The sequence below is a fragment of the Methanoregula sp. genome, from assembly GCF_041663825.1.
Lineage (GTDB): Archaea > Halobacteriota > Methanomicrobia > Methanomicrobiales > Methanospirillaceae > Methanoregula.
Window position 1 is genome coordinate 19,151 of record NZ_JBAYLY010000015.1, and the last position, 16,970, is coordinate 36,120.

9 protein-coding genes are annotated in these 16,970 nt (G+C 52.6%); 5 read left to right on the forward strand and 4 right to left on the reverse strand.

Annotated elements, in window-relative coordinates; translation table 11 throughout:
• Positions 1 to 91: 91 nt before the first annotated feature.
• Positions 92 to 667 (reverse strand): hypothetical protein, encoded by a 576-nt coding sequence (locus tag WCX19_RS08365; protein WP_373007061.1) that lies wholly within the window; start codon positions 665 to 667, stop codon positions 92 to 94.
• A gap of 202 nt (positions 668 to 869) precedes the next feature.
• Positions 870 to 1,910: a histone deacetylase family protein gene (locus tag WCX19_RS08370; protein WP_373007063.1), complete on the reverse strand. Its 1,041-nt coding sequence runs from the start codon at positions 1,908 to 1,910 to the stop codon at positions 870 to 872.
• A 549-nt stretch (positions 1,911 to 2,459) separates the two neighbouring features.
• Between WCX19_RS08370 and WCX19_RS08375 the strand changes: the two genes are divergently transcribed.
• The 3 genes from WCX19_RS08375 to WCX19_RS08385 are packed head-to-tail and all read left to right on the forward strand — an operon-like array spanning position 2,460 to position 4,774.
• Positions 2,460 to 3,338, forward strand: coding sequence for a formate/nitrite transporter family protein (locus tag WCX19_RS08375; protein ID WP_373007065.1), 879 nt, complete (start codon positions 2,460 to 2,462; stop codon positions 3,336 to 3,338).
• A gap of 24 nt (positions 3,339 to 3,362) precedes the next feature.
• The gene (locus WCX19_RS08380) at positions 3,363 to 3,887 is read left to right on the forward strand and encodes a nucleotide-binding protein (protein WP_373007067.1); all 525 of its coding nucleotides are present in this window, start codon (positions 3,363 to 3,365) and stop codon (positions 3,885 to 3,887) included.
• A 41-nt stretch (positions 3,888 to 3,928) separates the two neighbouring features.
• Positions 3,929 to 4,774 (forward strand): hypothetical protein, encoded by an 846-nt coding sequence (locus WCX19_RS08385; RefSeq protein ID WP_373007069.1) that lies wholly within the window; start codon positions 3,929 to 3,931, stop codon positions 4,772 to 4,774.
• 1,333 nt (positions 4,775 to 6,107) lie between these two features.
• Here the strand turns inward: WCX19_RS08385 and WCX19_RS08390 are convergent.
• Complete coding sequence (locus tag WCX19_RS08390) at positions 6,108 to 6,737, reverse strand: TMEM175 family protein (RefSeq protein WP_373007071.1); 630 nt, start codon at positions 6,735 to 6,737, stop codon at positions 6,108 to 6,110.
• Positions 6,738 to 6,999: 262 nt separating this feature from the next.
• Positions 7,000 to 11,643: a PAS domain S-box protein gene (locus WCX19_RS08395; RefSeq protein ID WP_373007073.1), complete on the reverse strand. Its 4,644-nt coding sequence runs from the start codon at positions 11,641 to 11,643 to the stop codon at positions 7,000 to 7,002.
• A 378-nt stretch (positions 11,644 to 12,021) separates the two neighbouring features.
• Between WCX19_RS08395 and WCX19_RS08400 the strand changes: the two genes are divergently transcribed.
• Both WCX19_RS08400 and WCX19_RS08405 read left to right on the forward strand, forming a co-directional pair.
• Entirely contained in the window at positions 12,022 to 13,251 is a 1,230-nt protein-coding gene (locus WCX19_RS08400; protein WP_373007075.1) for an exonuclease SbcCD subunit D C-terminal domain-containing protein, read from the forward strand.
• Between the two features lie 12 nt (positions 13,252 to 13,263).
• Entirely contained in the window at positions 13,264 to 16,959 is a 3,696-nt protein-coding gene (locus WCX19_RS08405) for an AAA family ATPase (RefSeq protein ID WP_373007077.1), read from the forward strand.
• Positions 16,960 to 16,970: the final 11 nt, after the last annotated feature.

Below are 16,970 nucleotides of genomic sequence, written 5' to 3' on the forward strand. Positions count from 1 at the left end.
GGTTGCCTGGCACTTGGCATCACAGCGGTATTCTGGTGTTTTAGGTGCCGTCCTTTTTCTCTTTTCTTCATCATTTGGGTCTTCCCGGTTTTTAGGGGGAAGCGGCAGGTGAGGCACGGCCCGGTTTTTTGGACGGGAAACCACAGGCAGCAAGAACGTCTGCCCCTTCAACGAGAGAATGTTGTCCGGCCCGGGCTCCAAGGGTGGAGAGTGAAACCACGGAACTCGGAATTTTAATACCGAAGAGATCGGTCATGGGGATTTGCCGGGGATGCTTACGGACGTACAGCCGGCAGCTGGTCCGGTCCACGATCACGCCCATGGCGTCAAGGTAAGCTGCCGTGCGGTTCACCGGCATCGTGGTGGCAAGGGTGAGACAGAGATCGATAACCGGCGAACCTATCCGGGTACGGGGATAGAATGGTTCATCGGCGTTAATGATGTGATCGCAGTTGCGGCAGAAAAACCGCTTTACCGTTACCCTGATGATGCGTTCCTCCTCCTCTTCACGGATGATCGCAAACACTTTCTTTTTTGTATCGTATCCCGATACCGGCCCTCCGCAGACCGGGCAAGCTCCAAGCTCACAAAAGCACACTTTATCGACTGCCACAAGCCCGGTCTGGACAACGGTGGACAGCATCGGAAGGACGCGGGGGGGTTTCATAGTACCTGGTGGAAATTTGCGGGACAGGAACGAGGCATGGAACCGTTCATGGTCATCCTGCCATCCCGGGTTTTATCTAACATTTTTGTGCCGGTATGTAGGATTCGTAAATATTCATTCGCGATCGCCATCGGGGAGTTTCCCGTCATTTATGGCAACACCTGTCCTTGTGCAACGTCATAGATCCTCTCTTATAGGTCCCTCATCGGAGGCCATGTAGTTTCCGTAACATCTGCACCCGCTCCCGGGCCCCGGCTGAGGGTTCCGGCACCGGCCCCGAACTTCGTTTTCCACTCACCGCCGCGAAGATTGCGTTGATGGCGGCAGGCTGTGACGGGCCGTACCCGCCTTCAAGCACGAACGCAGGTGGCAGATCGAGTGCATCGAGGAGCAGCCCGGCAAGCGTGCCGTAATCGGCCGGAAGAAGACTCATGCCACTGACCGGATCGTCCACGAGCGCATCCTGCCCGGCAGAAACGATAACAAGATCGGGATGCTCCCGTTCGAGCAACGGGAGAAAAACATCAGAAAAAATATGCACGTAATCCCCGATAGTGCTCTTCTGCGGCAGCGGGGCGTTTGCCGTGTATCCTGTGCCGGCCCCGGTCCCGGTCTCGGTTACTGCACCGGAGTGGGGAAAGAAATCCTCCGCGTGGACAGAACAGTACAGCACCCGGTCATTCCCGTAGAAGATCTCCTGCGTCCCATTCCCGTGGTGCACATCCCAGTCGACGATCGCCACGCGATCCACGGATGTGAGCGCCTTTGCTGCTGCTATCGCTGTATTGTTGATGAGGCAGAAGCCCATCGCCCAGTCAGATGCGGCGTGGTGGCCCGGGGGCCGGACAAGCGCAAAACAGCTCTCGCCATCCAGCGCACGCTCCGTTGCGGCAATCGCCGAGCCTGCCGCAAACGTGGCAACTTCGTATGACCGGGGGTTGATGTAAGTGTTTTCATCCAAAAATCCCGACACATATGTATTCCCGGTGAAGTACCCGCCGGTGCACCCGTATTCGTCAACCGTATCGTACTCGCTATGGATGGCGCATTGCCGGTGGAGCCATGAAAGATAACCGGGCTGGTGGACACGTTCAAGATCTTCATCTGCCGCAGCCACCGGGGCGCGGACAGGTATACCTTCCGGTAACTGTGCGGTAATCGCGCGGAGGCGGTCGTAACATTCGATATGACCCGGACGGTTGTGATATTCAAAGACCGGCCCGGTGATGAGAGATTGTTTCAAAGGAAAACCCGGTTTATGATTGTAATAGTAGAGTATCAACCGATTCACCAGATGAACATTATGGACAAGGACCAAAACATTCCCGGACACATGGCGGATAGAAATGGCCCCGGGTTTGTCCTGAAGAAACAGGTGTTACCAGGATTCCGGTTTATTTTAAAGAAATGTAAACTACCCCTTGTCAACCGGGGATTTCCTGAACGTAACGCGCATATGGTCCCTTCCCAATCCTGCTTTTTAAAGATACAATATATTTTTTATAGTGGTTCAGGAACCAAACTCCCTTTTACCGGGGTAAAGTAATTTTTTTAATGAGTGTTTTTATCACCGGGGCACTGGTAAAACACCCGGGACAGTGATCGGAAACATATTTTATAATCAAAGTATTCTCCGGCGTGAGCCTACCGGAAAGCATTTAGAAAGGTATTAATAACGACAAAAATGATTATAATTTCAGCCTATATCGAGCAATGGTGATACTCTCTGGTTATGATCAGATGATACCGGTTGCTTGAATAGGTTGAAACGTTTCAAGAGGTGTGTAAGAGAATGGTGTTTCATCCTCCGGTCGCAATTGTCGCCAAAGCCGGCGACGCCGGAAAATACAAAGTAGGCTTGCCCACATGGAACATGCTCGTCCGTGGATTTATGTCCGGGGCGTACATCGCGATGGGTGGAGCTCTCGCAACCGTGTGCAGCACAGGGATTCAGGCAAGTGACGCCGCACTTCGGTACGGCACGGCAAGCGCCGGGTTCTCCCAGTTAATTCTGGGTGCGGTCTTCCCGGTTGGGCTTATCATCACTGTGCTGACGGGTGCAGAACTCTTCACCGGTGACGCAATGCTCGCTCCGATGGCAGCATTCATCCACAAGATCAGCTGGATGCAGGTCATCAACCTTTGGGTATGGGTGTATATAGGGAACCTTATCGGCTCCATTGTATGGGCATACATCTGTGCGAACGGACCGTTCGTCTCGTTCGACGCTGCCGGCGTTGGTACGGTCACCGCGTTTGGGACACGTGCTATAGCAATCGCCACGGCAAAGACCAGTTATGTAGGCATGATGGGATTCTATTCGGCATTCCTCAAGGGTATTGCCTGCAACTGGCTTGTCAACCTCGCTATCCTGCTCGGGATATGCGCTGACGATCTTGTTGGCAAGTTCTTTGGGATCTGGTTCCCGATCATGGCCTTCGTTTCGAGCGGATTCGAACACTGTGTCGCAAACATGTATTTCATCCCGGCAGGTATCTTTACGCAGGGATTCATCGCCGATGCGACCAAGCACGTAGCAAGCGTGAACTGGGTCACGATGTGGACAAGCAACCTTATACCGGTCACGATCGGAAACATCGTTGGCGGCTTGTTCTTTGTTGGTGTCGTCTACTGGGTTGCGTTCAGGAAAGAGATCGCAGCACTGAAGTAGATAGACTCACATAACTCTTTTTTAATGAAGATTGGTAATGTTGAAGTGAAGGTCTCAATCCTCTCGATTGGGGTTTTTGTGGTCTTCACTATCTTTTTGCTGGTTGCTTCCGTATACAGTGCTGAAGTACGGTCGCAGCTCATCTGGCTGATCCCGGGACTTTTCATGTTGCTTGTGATCCCTATTGCGCTCAACTACATGAGCCGCAGAGAGTACGCGGATATTACCCCGGCCTACGAAGCAGAGGCAAAGACCGTCCGGGTCAAGCTGATAAACGAGAACATGATCGGAAAACCGGTCCGGATTGAAGGTGTTGTCGAGAAAGTGCGTTTCCGGTTCCTGAACCGGCCGCAGTTTATCGTTGCCGATCGGTCGGGCGAAATATCGTGCAAGATGTTCACGAATCCTATCGAGGATATTCATGAACATGACGTGGTGGAAGTGCTCGGCATGGTGATCCACCGTTATGTTGCAGTTGGCGACCCGGTGATCAACTGTGTCTCGATCAAAAAAATTGAAAGGAAGTCCGGGCCTGAAAAAGAGCGCTGACGTGCGTTTTTTGTGCGTTTATTCTTTTTAAGGAGATTTTTATGTCACAAACTGATATCCCGACAAAGAAAGCTGCGGTCACTCCGGCATCCCTGGAATGGGCCGTGCCAGTGTTCTCATTTGGTGGCGCGGCGGTTGCGATTCTCATATGGATGTCCGGGATTGTAATCGACCTGCGCTTTACTGCAGTCGGTTGCGTGATTGCGTCGGTTGTTCTCGCGTATCTCGCATGGATCCGGCCAAAGAAGGATATCGTCGCGCTGACAACCCCCATCTATGCCATCATCTTCTTTGCCGTGCCGCTTGATGATGCGGTGGCGACGCTTGTCCTTGAACTGCTCTATGCAGTGAGCCTTTCGATCCTGCTCGTGCGGCTGAAGTCCCGGTTCGGCGCTGCCGCTGTTATCCCCCAGGATGGCACCCTTTCCGGTCCGCTCGGGGATTATGTTGAGAAAATACTGCCCGCCTGCACCAGCCTGCCACCTGCAGCGGCGCACAAGGCTGCGGTGACATTTATGAGATATGCGGCCGGTGAATACGGCGATGTGCAGGATGAGGCCCGCGAAGGGCGCTTTGCGCTTGATGGTTCGGGCAGTGCACCGGCCTTCTCGACGGCGTTTGAGATCCTCGCTGAGCAGGCAGAAATCACGGAAAAGTCCCGGCCCCACACGGAGTGGTACAAGCAGTTTACATCGGCTGATGAGGCGCTGCTTGCCCGGCCGGTGCCGCCCCGGAAGAAAAATGATGAGGGATTCGATGCAGGATTCGATGCGGCGCTCGACAACGCACTGCTCCTGCTCTATGCCGCTGCGTGGAATGCCTCGTCAGCAGATCGCCCGCACCTGCGTACGGCAGAGACGTTTGCGGCGAAGGTGATTGAGGGGTAACCTTCGTCACCGGATTTATCCTTTTTTAGAGATGCGATACACGATCTTCACCGCTAAATCGTTAAGACCGGTGAAAATGCTGGTTTTTCCCGTATCAGGGCCCCCTTTCGTGATACGTCACAAGGTTGAGTCCCGGTTTTACCCGTTTTTATTTGCCGGGCTGACCTGTCGCCATGGTATCATGCCGGGAGCCAGTACTTCTCTAAATTTTCCTTTGTAAACATCAGAATTTTTTAATAGGACTTGCCGAAGCGATTCCCGGTCTCTTGGGGGTACCCCCTCCTGGCAAGCCCTGGGTGGCACCCCCCACTCCCAAAAATGAGAGGTACCCCGCCCCCCCAACCGATTTTTTAAAAGCGTGATACCCCCACCCCCCTGTTCGGGCATAAGTGGGGCCCTACCCCCCCTTTTCCAGCATTTCCAAAACCTGTGCTTCGTGTGGAGTTATGGTCTGAAGGTATATTTTGCCGGCCGATTGCTTGGGGGGTAGGGGCCTCTTTTCTTGCTAAGGGGACCCCCCGCTCCCAAAAAGGAGAGGCCCCCCCACACCCCGACCTATTTTTTAAAAGCATAATACCCCCACCCCCCTCTTGTGGCCCGGGGGTGGGGGGTGGCTGTCAAAAAAGATACTTCCGCTTCCAGATCTGGCTTATACGAATTTTTGGTGGTTGTTCATCCAACTTGAAAATAGGGAAGTACTGGGAGTGGGAACATTACCTGCCGGTCAGGGATATCGGGTCCGGGCTAAAACCTCACTTATAACGATGGGCCGGACCGACCGTATCCGGGGGTCCATTCTCCGACGAAAGAGTATCCGGGTCGGTACCGGATCATGACATCTCCCGTGGAAATGGTGCCAACACGTTCCACGAATGTTGTTATTAACCGGTATTTTAGGAAACGGGCCGTTTTAATCAGGAAAAAACCGTGCAATTTAGCGGCCTTCCTTTGGTCGCGAAAAAACCGGCTACAACCTTTCCGGAAACCCGGCCGGGCCCGGAGCCCTACTAATGCCAAAAAACAAAGGGTTTTTTTAATAACGCAAGGGATCTGCCACGGGTATCATTTTGTGGTGACAAGGAGGGCATCCGGGTACCGGGGGTGAGTGAAGTTTTACGGTTACTCCTCCTCCACAGGGGCTTCCTGCCGGGGGCGGTGGCACTCATCACTCGTATGAGGGAGATGACGATCCTTCAGGGTATCCTCGCAATTGCCGGGGAAAGTTCAGGGAAATTTGCCAGACGATTTTTTTGGATTTAAACTTCCTGAAGCAAGAATGCCGGGGTCCCGGCCATGTTTTCTCCTCATAAAAAAGTATTGCGCGACCGCACGATCACGCCAGATTCTTCCAGTACAGGAATGCCATGATAATTGGGGCAAGAATGTAGATGCCAACACTCCCGGGAATGTGAATGAAGGCAAGAGCGATCCCGCCAAGGGATAGCAGGGGAAAGACGAGCGACCAGGTGATCTCACGGTTGATGTGCGCCAGGTTGAATCCGGGGATGAGGTATGTCGCCTTGTTCCGGATATACATCCACTGGGCAAAGGCGATCATTCCGATTGCAAGGATGTTGATCTCAAAAATAATGGATCCAAGGGTATCGAACGGGTAGTCACCGGCAATGTTGGTGGAGAAAGGGATCAGGCAGACAAAGACAAGACTTGCCATGTTCATACAGAGAAGCGGGCGGTCGAGATGACGGAGATACTGGAACCGCTGGTGCTCGAAGTACCAGAGAATCGCAAGCATGACAAATGCAATAAAAAAGTGGATAAGATCCGGGATGATGGCGAGCATGATCGAGTGGACGGGTGCGATGTCATGCGCATGCTCGTATTTTGAGGGGATATCAATGGTGACAACGAGCAGGGTCATGGCAAACGCGTAGATCGCGTCGTTGAGGGTACAGATCCGGTCTTTTGGGAGGGGGTTGCAGGAAGGATTCTGGGGTTCGGTCATGGAATTTGTGCCCGCTTTTGTTATTATAAAAAGAGATTAAGATGGCGATGTTCTTAAAGCCGGGTGATTCGTGCATCCGGCATGGGATTTTGGACCGTGACCCGGAATTTTGGATCGCCGGTAGTCCTTTTCCTGACGAGGTCTTTAAAAAGGAGAGGGAAATTCCGATTACCGGCAAAAATGCAGGATTCGCTGTAATATCTACGCCGGAAAAAACGAATCACAGATCAAAAAAGGATTATTTAAAAATCCCCGTTAGTATTCATTCTCCTTTGGAGTTTCGCCACGCCTCCTTTGGCACGTTGATCTCAAAGCGTGCTCCCTTACCCGGCTCGCCGGTCTCGGTGATGGTGATGTTTGTTATGGAGAGGATCTCCCGGGCAAGATAGAGGCCCATTCCGGTATTCTTCCCAAATCCCCGATCAAATATCCGCTCCTTGTCTTCAGGTAAAATCCCCACCCCGTCATCCTCGCAGATAATACAGCAGCCATCAGCAGATTCCTGCAGAGAAAACTGTATTTTAGAGATCTTTACGCCATATTGGTGGGCATTATCGACCAGGTTGTAAAAGACCTTGACAATCAGAGGATCGGCAAACACTTCGGTATTTTCGGGAAGATCGTTTTTCACGAGCACGTTCCCGGGCAAGATATCTTTTACTGCAGTGTCTACGAGCGTCCGGCAATTCTGCCAGACCGGGGCACTCACGCCAATTTGTTCATAATGTTTGGTGAACTGGATCATGCCAAATATCCGGCTCCATGCTTCTTCGATCCGGGTGAACTCTTTCTCATAAGCAGGATCCGGAATTTTCTGGTGTAATATCTTAAGAAACCCACGCGCTACCAATAGTTGGTTGTTAATATCATGTCGGGTGATACCGGAGAGCAGGTTCAGTTTTTTGTTTGCCTGTTTGTAGGCAGCCTGGGCCCGGCTGAGTTCGGCTGTTCGTTCACTAACCCGCTTATCCAGTTCATCGTATAACGTCTGGAGTTCGCCTTGTACCTGTTTCTGTCCAGTCATGGCTCCTGCGAGTTTCAGGTTACTATAACTGAGCCGGGATATGAAACCGGATAATTTTACCAGGTAGTCCATCAGGCGATTAATCTGTTCGTGGCTGAAACGGGGGACAGCACGTAAGGCTGCCATATATTTTTCCCGGTCAAACCCGAACTCTTCTGCCTGGGCAATAAAGACCGTGTCTTCGATGATCTCATCATCATAAAAGAACTGTCCCGTATAAACATTGCCGACATGCTTGTCACCGATAAAGAGCGGGGTCACAACGTCACGTAAGTTATTCCTGCACTTGTATTCGACATATTGGCCGGGTTTAAGATTCCGGGCTAAATAGAGGTCACATTCTATGCAGAATCCTGCCGATTGTTTATTGATACGGTGGAATTTTGTGCAGATATCCTGCCAGCCTGATGATTCAATCACGTTTCCCTTCAGATCAACGATTGCAGTTACCATACAGGTCAGCCGGGAAAAATCATCCATCATTGACTGGATTTTCGGGATATCGAGGATGTTGATAAGTTCCAGGTCACTGATATCCGTATCGGCCATTAAAATTGAATCCAGTTTTAACTTCAGTCTTTCCTCGCTCTCACGCAGAGCTGCGGTCCGTTCCTGCACCCGGATTTCCAGGTCGTCATGGGCTTTTTGCAAATCCTCATCCGCGCGTTTGCGCTCGGAGATATCTCTGATTGATCCGATATTTACCCTGCGGCCATTCCAGGTAAAAAAACTGACCGTGATTTCCACCGGGAAGACGGTACCGTCTTTTTTCCTGTGGTACCGCACCGGTACCTTCACACGGTCCTCCGAATCGATTGCCATGATCCCCAGTGTTTTTTCCGGCTCGGCCGAGAGATCGCTGTTGCACAACGTGAGCAGTTCGTCATGGGAATACCCGTACATTCTCGTAGCTGCCTCGTTGACCTCGATGATTTTCCCGGTCACGTTCTCCGTGACAAACAGGGCGTCACTACTAATCTCGAACAGCTGCCGGTACTTCTTCTCGCTCTCCCGCAGGGCCTCCTCCACATGCTTCCGTTCTGTAATGTCCCGTGAAATTCCGAGGATGCCCGTGGGCCGGCCGGCAGCATCCCGCAGAAGGGCCACGGAATTCTCTACGAGGATGGTTGAGCCGTCCCTGCAGTACTCCTCGGTCTCAAACGAGACCCTGCGATGGGGATCTTTAGTCCCGGACTCTTCTTGTTCTATCTCTTTTTCAAACAGGCGCCGGACGGCCGCAAGGGAATCGGGCGTCATATGCCGGTCAAGGGGCAGTGCCATGGCTTCCTCGACCGTGAAGCCCCGCATCTTTTCAATGGACGGGCTTATGTACCGGAGCCGGAAGTCCATGTCGAAGATCCAGATGGTGTCGGTAGTATTGTCTGCAATGAGCCGGTAGTTCTCCTCGCTCTTCCGCAGAATCTCCTCCGCTTTCTTCTGTTCGGTGATGTCGCGGGCGATACCATAAAAACCCACGATTGTACCCGTTTCATCCTTCAGGGGAACAGCACTTGAGCTGTGCCAATACCATGTCCCGTCTCTATGCTTTACGCGGTACTCGATTCCCTCTTGTCGTTGTCCCTTGAGGATCACAGAGCGAAGGAATGCCATGCACCCGGGAATATCATCCGGATGGACAAATTCCATGAATGGGTGTCCGGTTACCTGCGTTACCGGGTGCCCTAAGAGGTTTGTCCATGCAGGTGAAACGAAAATAAAGACGCCTTTTGCCGTGAGTGTGTAGATGATGTCATGGCTGTTCTCAACAATGAGACGGAACTTCTCTTCGCTCTCCTTCAGGGCCTCTTGTGCCCGCTTCATTCCGGATATATCCCGTATCGTGATAATCAGGTATTCCGTCCCACGGATATGGATCGTTGATGCGGAACATTCAGCATGAAAATTTTCTCCGTTTTTTCTTCGGAGAATAATCCCGAAACGGTCAACACGCCCTTCCTTTTGGATCCTCTGTGTCAAAACGGTTCTGTCCTCCGGGTTCACCCAGATTCCGAGATTAAGAGAGTTCCTGCCAATGAATTCCTCACGGGTATACCCGAATATACGTTCTGCGGCATTATTCACATCGATAAACCGGCCGGATTCCAGTTCGCTTATCCAGATGACGTCCGGGCTCTGGAGATAGATCGTAGAGAACTTTTCCTGGGCGGCTCGAATTGCGTCCTCATCCATCTTTCGCCGGGTGATATCCCGGAAGAACCATACCCTCCCGAAATATTCTTCCTCTTCCCCAAGCATCGGGGCCGAAAACCATTCCAGTACCCTCCCGTCCTTAAGCAGCAGATCTTCGAAACTCTTCGCTACTTTTTGATCGTAGACATCCTGGACCCGGGTAAGAAATGTATCAGGATCGGCTACCTGTCCGGCCATATGCCGGAGAACAGGCTCATTTGTTCCGGTTGCAAGAAGATCAAGGGGAATTTTCCAGATCGCGACAAAAGTCTGGTTATAATTGAGGATCTTTCTCTGTTCGTCAACAGTCAGGATCCCATCCGGGGAGATTTCCTGCTGGGTCTTTAAGATCATATTGGAGCGCCGGATTTCTTCCTGTGCCCGTTTCCTGACCCGGATCTGCCACCAGCCCTGCATCAGGAGCTGCAGCTCGTGAACATCTCCCTCGTTGTAATTCGTATCTTTGTTACCCACCCCGGCAACGGCAACGATATGATCCCCCTCAAAAACAGGAATATTCATATGCCGCACAAGAGGAACATGCCCGTTGGGCATACCATGTTTCAGCGGGTTTTTGGCAGCATAATCTTTGGTTATCACAGGCTTACGCTGGCGGACTGCTTCGCCCCACAGGCCGGTTTTTTCCACGGAATACACGATCGGTTTATTGATAATTTTACAGGATTCATGCGCAGATGTGGACCAGTTCTGCATGGTTATGACGGATTCATCGTCATTTACTGTGGTGAGGTACCCGATAGTACTCCCGGTCAGCCGTATGGCATCCTCGATAACCTGCGCGGATATCTCTGCATCGGTCCTCGTCTCCATCCGGTTGAGGGAGAGCAGGGACTCGATGCGCTGTTTCTCCAGGTTCAGCGCCTCTTTCGCCCGTACGCGTTCGGTAATGTCCCGGATAGATTCGATTGCACCCGTAAGATTCCCGGCGGTGTCATAGAGCGGGGATGCGGTAAACCAGAGATGTGCCCCCCTGCTTTTATTGAAGTGGGGGATATAGATCTCTGAGAACAGGGAGCTGCCGTCCTTTTTCATGACCGGATATTTTTCAATAACGGACGGGTCATCGTGAAGGACGAGATCGACCGTGACCGGACGCCGTTCGTGGTAGAACGGGAGAGCATATTCATAATCGGCTTTCCCGATAATCTCCCCAACCGGAACACCGGTCATCTCCTCAATGGCACGGTTCCATGCAATCACTTTTCCATGGATATCGATAGCAAACGTTGCATCCGGCAGGAAATTGATAATCTCCGCTTCACGCCGCTCATGGTCGCGTATCATGAGCTCGGCCTGTCTCTTCTGGACGGATTGCCGGATCTTGTGCGCGAGTTCGGCAAACTGCGAAACCGGTTCCCCGCCTTTCTGGAGGTAGAAATCCGCCCCTTCGTTTAAAGCCTGGATGACAACCTCTTCACGTCCCCGGCCGGTGAAAAGGATGAAGGGGATGGTATTTCCTGAGGTCCGGACCTTCTTGAGAAACCCGATACCGTCCATGCCCGGCATCTGGTAGTCCGAGATGACGGCATCGTAATGTGCCGATGCAAGGAGATCCAGACCGGCGGACGCAGAGAGACTGGTGTCTACACTGAACTGTCCTTTCTCCTCCAAAAAAAGTTTGCCGATCTCAAGGAGGGCCGGCTCGTCATCGACATAGAGGATGCGGTACATAACAGGTAAGTTAAGCTTACGTAGCATCGTCTAAAAAATGTATTTGTTGATTCGTGGATGACGATCTTTTCTACCACCTGTTACAAAGGTATGAAAGATAACAGGGAATAATTAACGGGCGATAAAAACAAGCGCCCGATGCGCTCTTTTGACCCGGTACCGGGATATCACGTATTCTCACGGATACGGCTCTGCGTTATCTTGTGCCCATCTCGATTATGAGCGTGTTCGCAAACCCGCCCTGCATCTCCGGAATAATGATAACACTGTCCCGGTTGAGTCAGATGGAGTTAACCGCGTATAAAAGGGATAAATAATTCACCAGTAACGATCAACTACCATTTGTAGCATATTTTTCCTGCCAAATGTGTTGTCCCCATGAAAATCCTTCATACTTCCGATTGGCACTTAGGCAGCTCGCTTTACGGGCATAAACGCTATGAGGAGTTCGAGGCTTTTTTAAAATGGCTTGATTCCTTAATAAAAAAGGAACATATTGATGTATTTCTCATTGCCGGCGATATTTTTGATACCAGTACTCCCGGTAACCGGGCACTGGCACTCTATTACCAGTTTCTTAGTCTGGTCACCGCAATACCGGGTCTTCAGGTTATAATAACTGCCGGCAATCACGACTCCCCGTCGTTCATCAACGCACCGCAGGATCTCCTGAAACATCTCCATATTCACGTCTTTGGATCGATCCCGGATGACCCGGAAAAGGAGGTCATTATCATCTACGACAAGGAGAGACAACCGTCACTTATCGTCTGCGCTGTGCCATATCTTCGTGACCGGGATATCCGGCTTTCTGAACCGGGCGAAAGTATTGAAGACAAAACCCGGAAACTTGAGGAGGGTGTGCAGGAACATTACCGGGAGGTTGTCGGAATTGCGCGATCATTGCGGGAGAACCTTGGTGGTTCTATCCCGATCGTTGCAATGGGACATCTTTTTGTCTCGGGCGGAAAGACGGTGGAGGGCGACAGCGTCCGCGAACTCTATGTCGGAAACCTTGCACGGATCCGGGCAGAGACGCTGTGCGACGGAATCGATTATCTTGCGCTCGGGCATCTCCATGTACCCCAGATGGTCTCCGGTAACAACACCATGAGATACTGCGGGTCACCGATTGCTCTCGGGTTTGGGGACGCCGGCCAGCAAAAACAAGTGGTGATTATCGATTTTAGTCCGGAAACTCCGTTAATCCGTGAGATACCGGTCCCAGCGTTCCGGGACATCCGTACACTTAAAGGGGATATCGGTGAGATTGAACGGGGGATTGGGTTGCTTACGCGACTTGACCATACGGTCTGGATTGAAGTGCTCTTTTCCGGGGCGCTTTCGGCTTCGGCCGTGCAGTCACAGTTCCGCGAGCTTACTGAAGGGACAAATGTCGAGATTATCCGGACACGACCCATTGAATCTACAAATTTTGTTTTTAACCCGGACGAAGAGGGCCAGTCGCTTGAAGAACTGTCCAAAACGGATGTGTTCCGGCGCTGTATGGATGCAGGGGATATCCCGGCAGAAGAACGGCAGGACTTAATGGACGCATTTTCTGAGATCATGCATGATATGGACGAAGAGGACACGCTTGCAGAGTGAGGAATACTATAAATGCGCATCCTGTCCCTTCGCTTTAAAAATTTAAACTCCCTTGCCGGTGAGTGGAAGATCGATTTTACCGATCCGGAATACGTGTCTGCCGGGATCTTTGCCATCACCGGTCCTACCGGGGCCGGGAAGAGTACGATACTTGACGCGATCTCCCTTGCCCTTTACGGACGGACACCCCGGCTCGGGAAGATCTCAAAAAACGCCGGTGAGATCATGTCCCGGCAGACCGGGGAATATTTTTCCGAAGTGGAATTTGTTTCCGATAAAGGACAGTACCGGTGTACGTGGAGCCAGAACCGGGCACACAAAAAACCGGATGGCGATCTCCAGTCCCCCAGGCACGAGATTGTCGATGCAAAGACCGGTGTCCCCCTCGAATCAAAACAGGCGGCAGTGCAGCAAAAAGTCATCGATGTGACCGGGCTTGATTATTCACAGTTTACCCGGTCCATTCTTTTGGCACAGGGAGAATTTGCCACGTTTCTTGATGCAAAAGCAGAGGAACGTGCGCCCATTCTTGAAAAAATTACCGGCACGGAAATCTACGGGGAGATCTCAAAAAAAGTTCATGAGCGTTTCGTACAGGAAAAAGGAACGCTTGACGATCTGGCTGGCAGGGCGGATACTCTCGGGACAATTACCCCGGAACAGGCCGCAGTTCTCAAAGAAGAAAAAGAGCGGCATGAAAGGGAGATCCGCGATATTACCGGGCAGTGCAAAGAGCGGGAGATGGCGGTGGCGTGGCTGGATACCCTCGCAGCGCTTAAAAAAGAGCTCGCCGATCTGCAGGAACGAGCCCTGACGCTTGATGCACGAAAAACTGCTGCTGCTGACGATCTTTCCCATCTGTCCCTTGCCCGGAAAGCCCGCGACCTTGAGGGGATGTATTCAAGTCTTGCCTCGCTTCGGGAGCAGCAGGCACAGGAACGTAAAGAAAAAACGGCATATGAAGAACGCCTTACAGGATTTTTCACTGCATGTACTGACGCGCTCGAAGCATTTCAGCTTGCAGAGGAACGCTATAAAGCAGCAGCGGGGGAAAAACAGCGGGAAGATGAGCTCGCCCGGCGCGTCCGCGATCTCGACACCCGGATCCGGGAGGTCCGGACCCGATGCGAAGAACACACCAGGGAAAAAAAGCAGCTGGAAGAAGAGACCGGGAAATACCGGGAGGCAATCCGGGCCGCAGAAGTGCTGTCGGAAGGGATCAGGCCGGATCTTGCAAAGGTTGCCGGGTACCTCAGGGAGCATCCTCTTGACGAGAAACTGATCGCCACCCTCTCCGGGATTGAATCTGCCATCCGGCAAATACACGCAACTGAGGAGACTGCTGAAAAGAAACAGGGAGAACTCCGCGATGTGGAACATGCGCTTGCCGATGCCGAGCAGGTTGTTTTCCGGAGAAAATCCAAACTGGACAAGGCTGCAGAAAAGGTGCAGTCGGCTATCGCCTCATCAGACCGGATAAAAAAGGAGATCGCAGAAATTACCGGTGGTCGTGACGGTGCCGCGCTGCGGCTGCTTGCCGAAGGGGATGCCGATCGCGAGCACGGTCTCAAAGTTCTTCTGGATCTTCTCGTGCGGATCGAAGAAGACACGGCCGGCCGGGAGAAACTTGCAACAGATCTCGATGTCGCCAGGGGCCGGCGGATAGTGGAGGAAGGGCGTCATGCCGCGCTCATAAAAGAGGCGGAACAGGCCGCAGATCTCCTCAGAATGTCTGAAGAGAACCGTGTCTACCTTGCACGGATAAAAAGTCTCGAAGATGCCCGGCAAACGCTTTTGGACAACAAGCCCTGCCCGCTCTGCGGTTCGATCGATCACCCGTGGTGCTCCGGCGTTGTACCGTTACCCGGCGATGCAGAGAAGAAATTCGAGGCCTACAAAAGGGAGAACAAGAACCTCCAGGTACAGGTCAGGAAAAGCGAGGCAGACCTTGCGGGAATCGATGCAGGAATCCGGGCCGGCGAGATTGCGCTGCGGGAACGTGAGGAAAAGGCTGGAAAAGCAGCCGCAGAACTGGAGGCCGGGTGCCTTGCCCTTGGCATCCCGTCCGGGCCTTCCCAAAAGACCCCAATCGCTGCAGCACAGGATGAGTGCAGAGTCCGGCTTAAAGAGACCCGGGCCATCATTTCCCGCGCAGAAGAAAAAGAACGGGATCTTAAGCGGGTGGAACAAACTCTTGTCAAGGAAAGAGATGCCCGTGCAGCGTTCCAGCGGGACTTTGACGAGGCGTTCAGCTACCGTGACGCACAGAACGCTGAACGTAACCGGCTGACCGCTGAGATCGCCGCGACGGGTGAAAACGCCCGGCGGCAGAAGGATGCGCTCCTTGAATCCGTGCAGGAGTACGATGTCCTCGTCTTCAGCAGGTCAACCATGACCGAAGAGATACTTGCCGCGCTCACCAGCCGCCGCGATGAGTATGTCGCATGCCTTGCACGCGGGCAGGAACTACAGGACCGGCTCCGGCAGTGCGAAGCCGGCATAGACCGGGACCGGTCTCTCCTTCTTGCAGCAGAAAAGAGACTCGCGACCCTGTTGGAAAACCTTGACGGGATTAAGAAGGAATTTGCAGACAATTCTGCACGACGCCGGGAACTCTACGGGGAAAAAGTGCCGGATGCCGAAGAGGCCCGGGTCGCGGGGCTGGTAACAGAGGCAGACAAGGCACTCTCTGCGGCAACAGAGGCAAAAAACCTCGCGGACACCCGGAAAACAACCTGCGGGGAGCAGATCCGGGTACTTGCCGCAAAAATTGATGCACGTGTCCCGGTGCTCGCAGGATGGGAACAGAAATTTTCCGATGCCCGTTTCAAAGCCGGGTTTTCCCGTGAAGATGATTTTTTGTCCGCCCGCCTCGCCCCGGGCCGACTAACCGGATTAGAAACACTCGAATCGGATATTAAGCGTGAGGAAATGGAAATTTCCGTCGGTCTCAAAGAACGAACAGAAAAACTGGCGGCAGAACAAAACCGTGCCCTGACGCAGGAAAAACGCGAAGACCTATCCCTTGCCATAGAAAACGACAAAAACCGCATAACCCGGTTCCAGATCGAGATCGGAGGGATCCGGGCGCGGCTCGGACAATACGACGAACAGGTGGAAAAACTCCGGAAACTCCTAGAAGAGATTGCAAAACAGAAAAAAGAATTTTCCCGGTGGGAGAAACTCCACGACCTCATCGGTTCTGCTGACGGCAAAAAGTTCAGGATATTTGCCCAGGGACTGACATTTGAGACCCTTGTTGTGCAGGCTAACCGGCACCTTCGGACCATGAGCGACCGTTACCTTCTTATCCGGAACAAGGGATCGTCTCTTGACCTGGATATCGTGGACAATTACCAGGCCGGGGAGATCCGGACAACAAAGAACCTGTCCGGAGGGGAGAGGTTTATTGTGAGCCTTGCGCTTGCGCTCGGCCTTTCCGGAATGGCAAGCCACAACGTCAGGATCGATTCGCTCTTCCTGGACGAAGGGTTCGGGACGCTTGACGAGGACACCCTTGAATCAGCACTTGAGACGCTCTCAAAACTCCAGCGGGAAGGAAAGATCATCGGGATCATCTCCCATGTTGCGGCGTTAAAGGAGCGGATACCGGTCCAGATACAGGTCGAAAAGACCGGGTGCGGGCGGAGCAGGCTTTTCGGGCCCGGGTGTTCAGGCCCGGTAAAAAGACCGGAATCGCATCATTAACATTCCGGCAA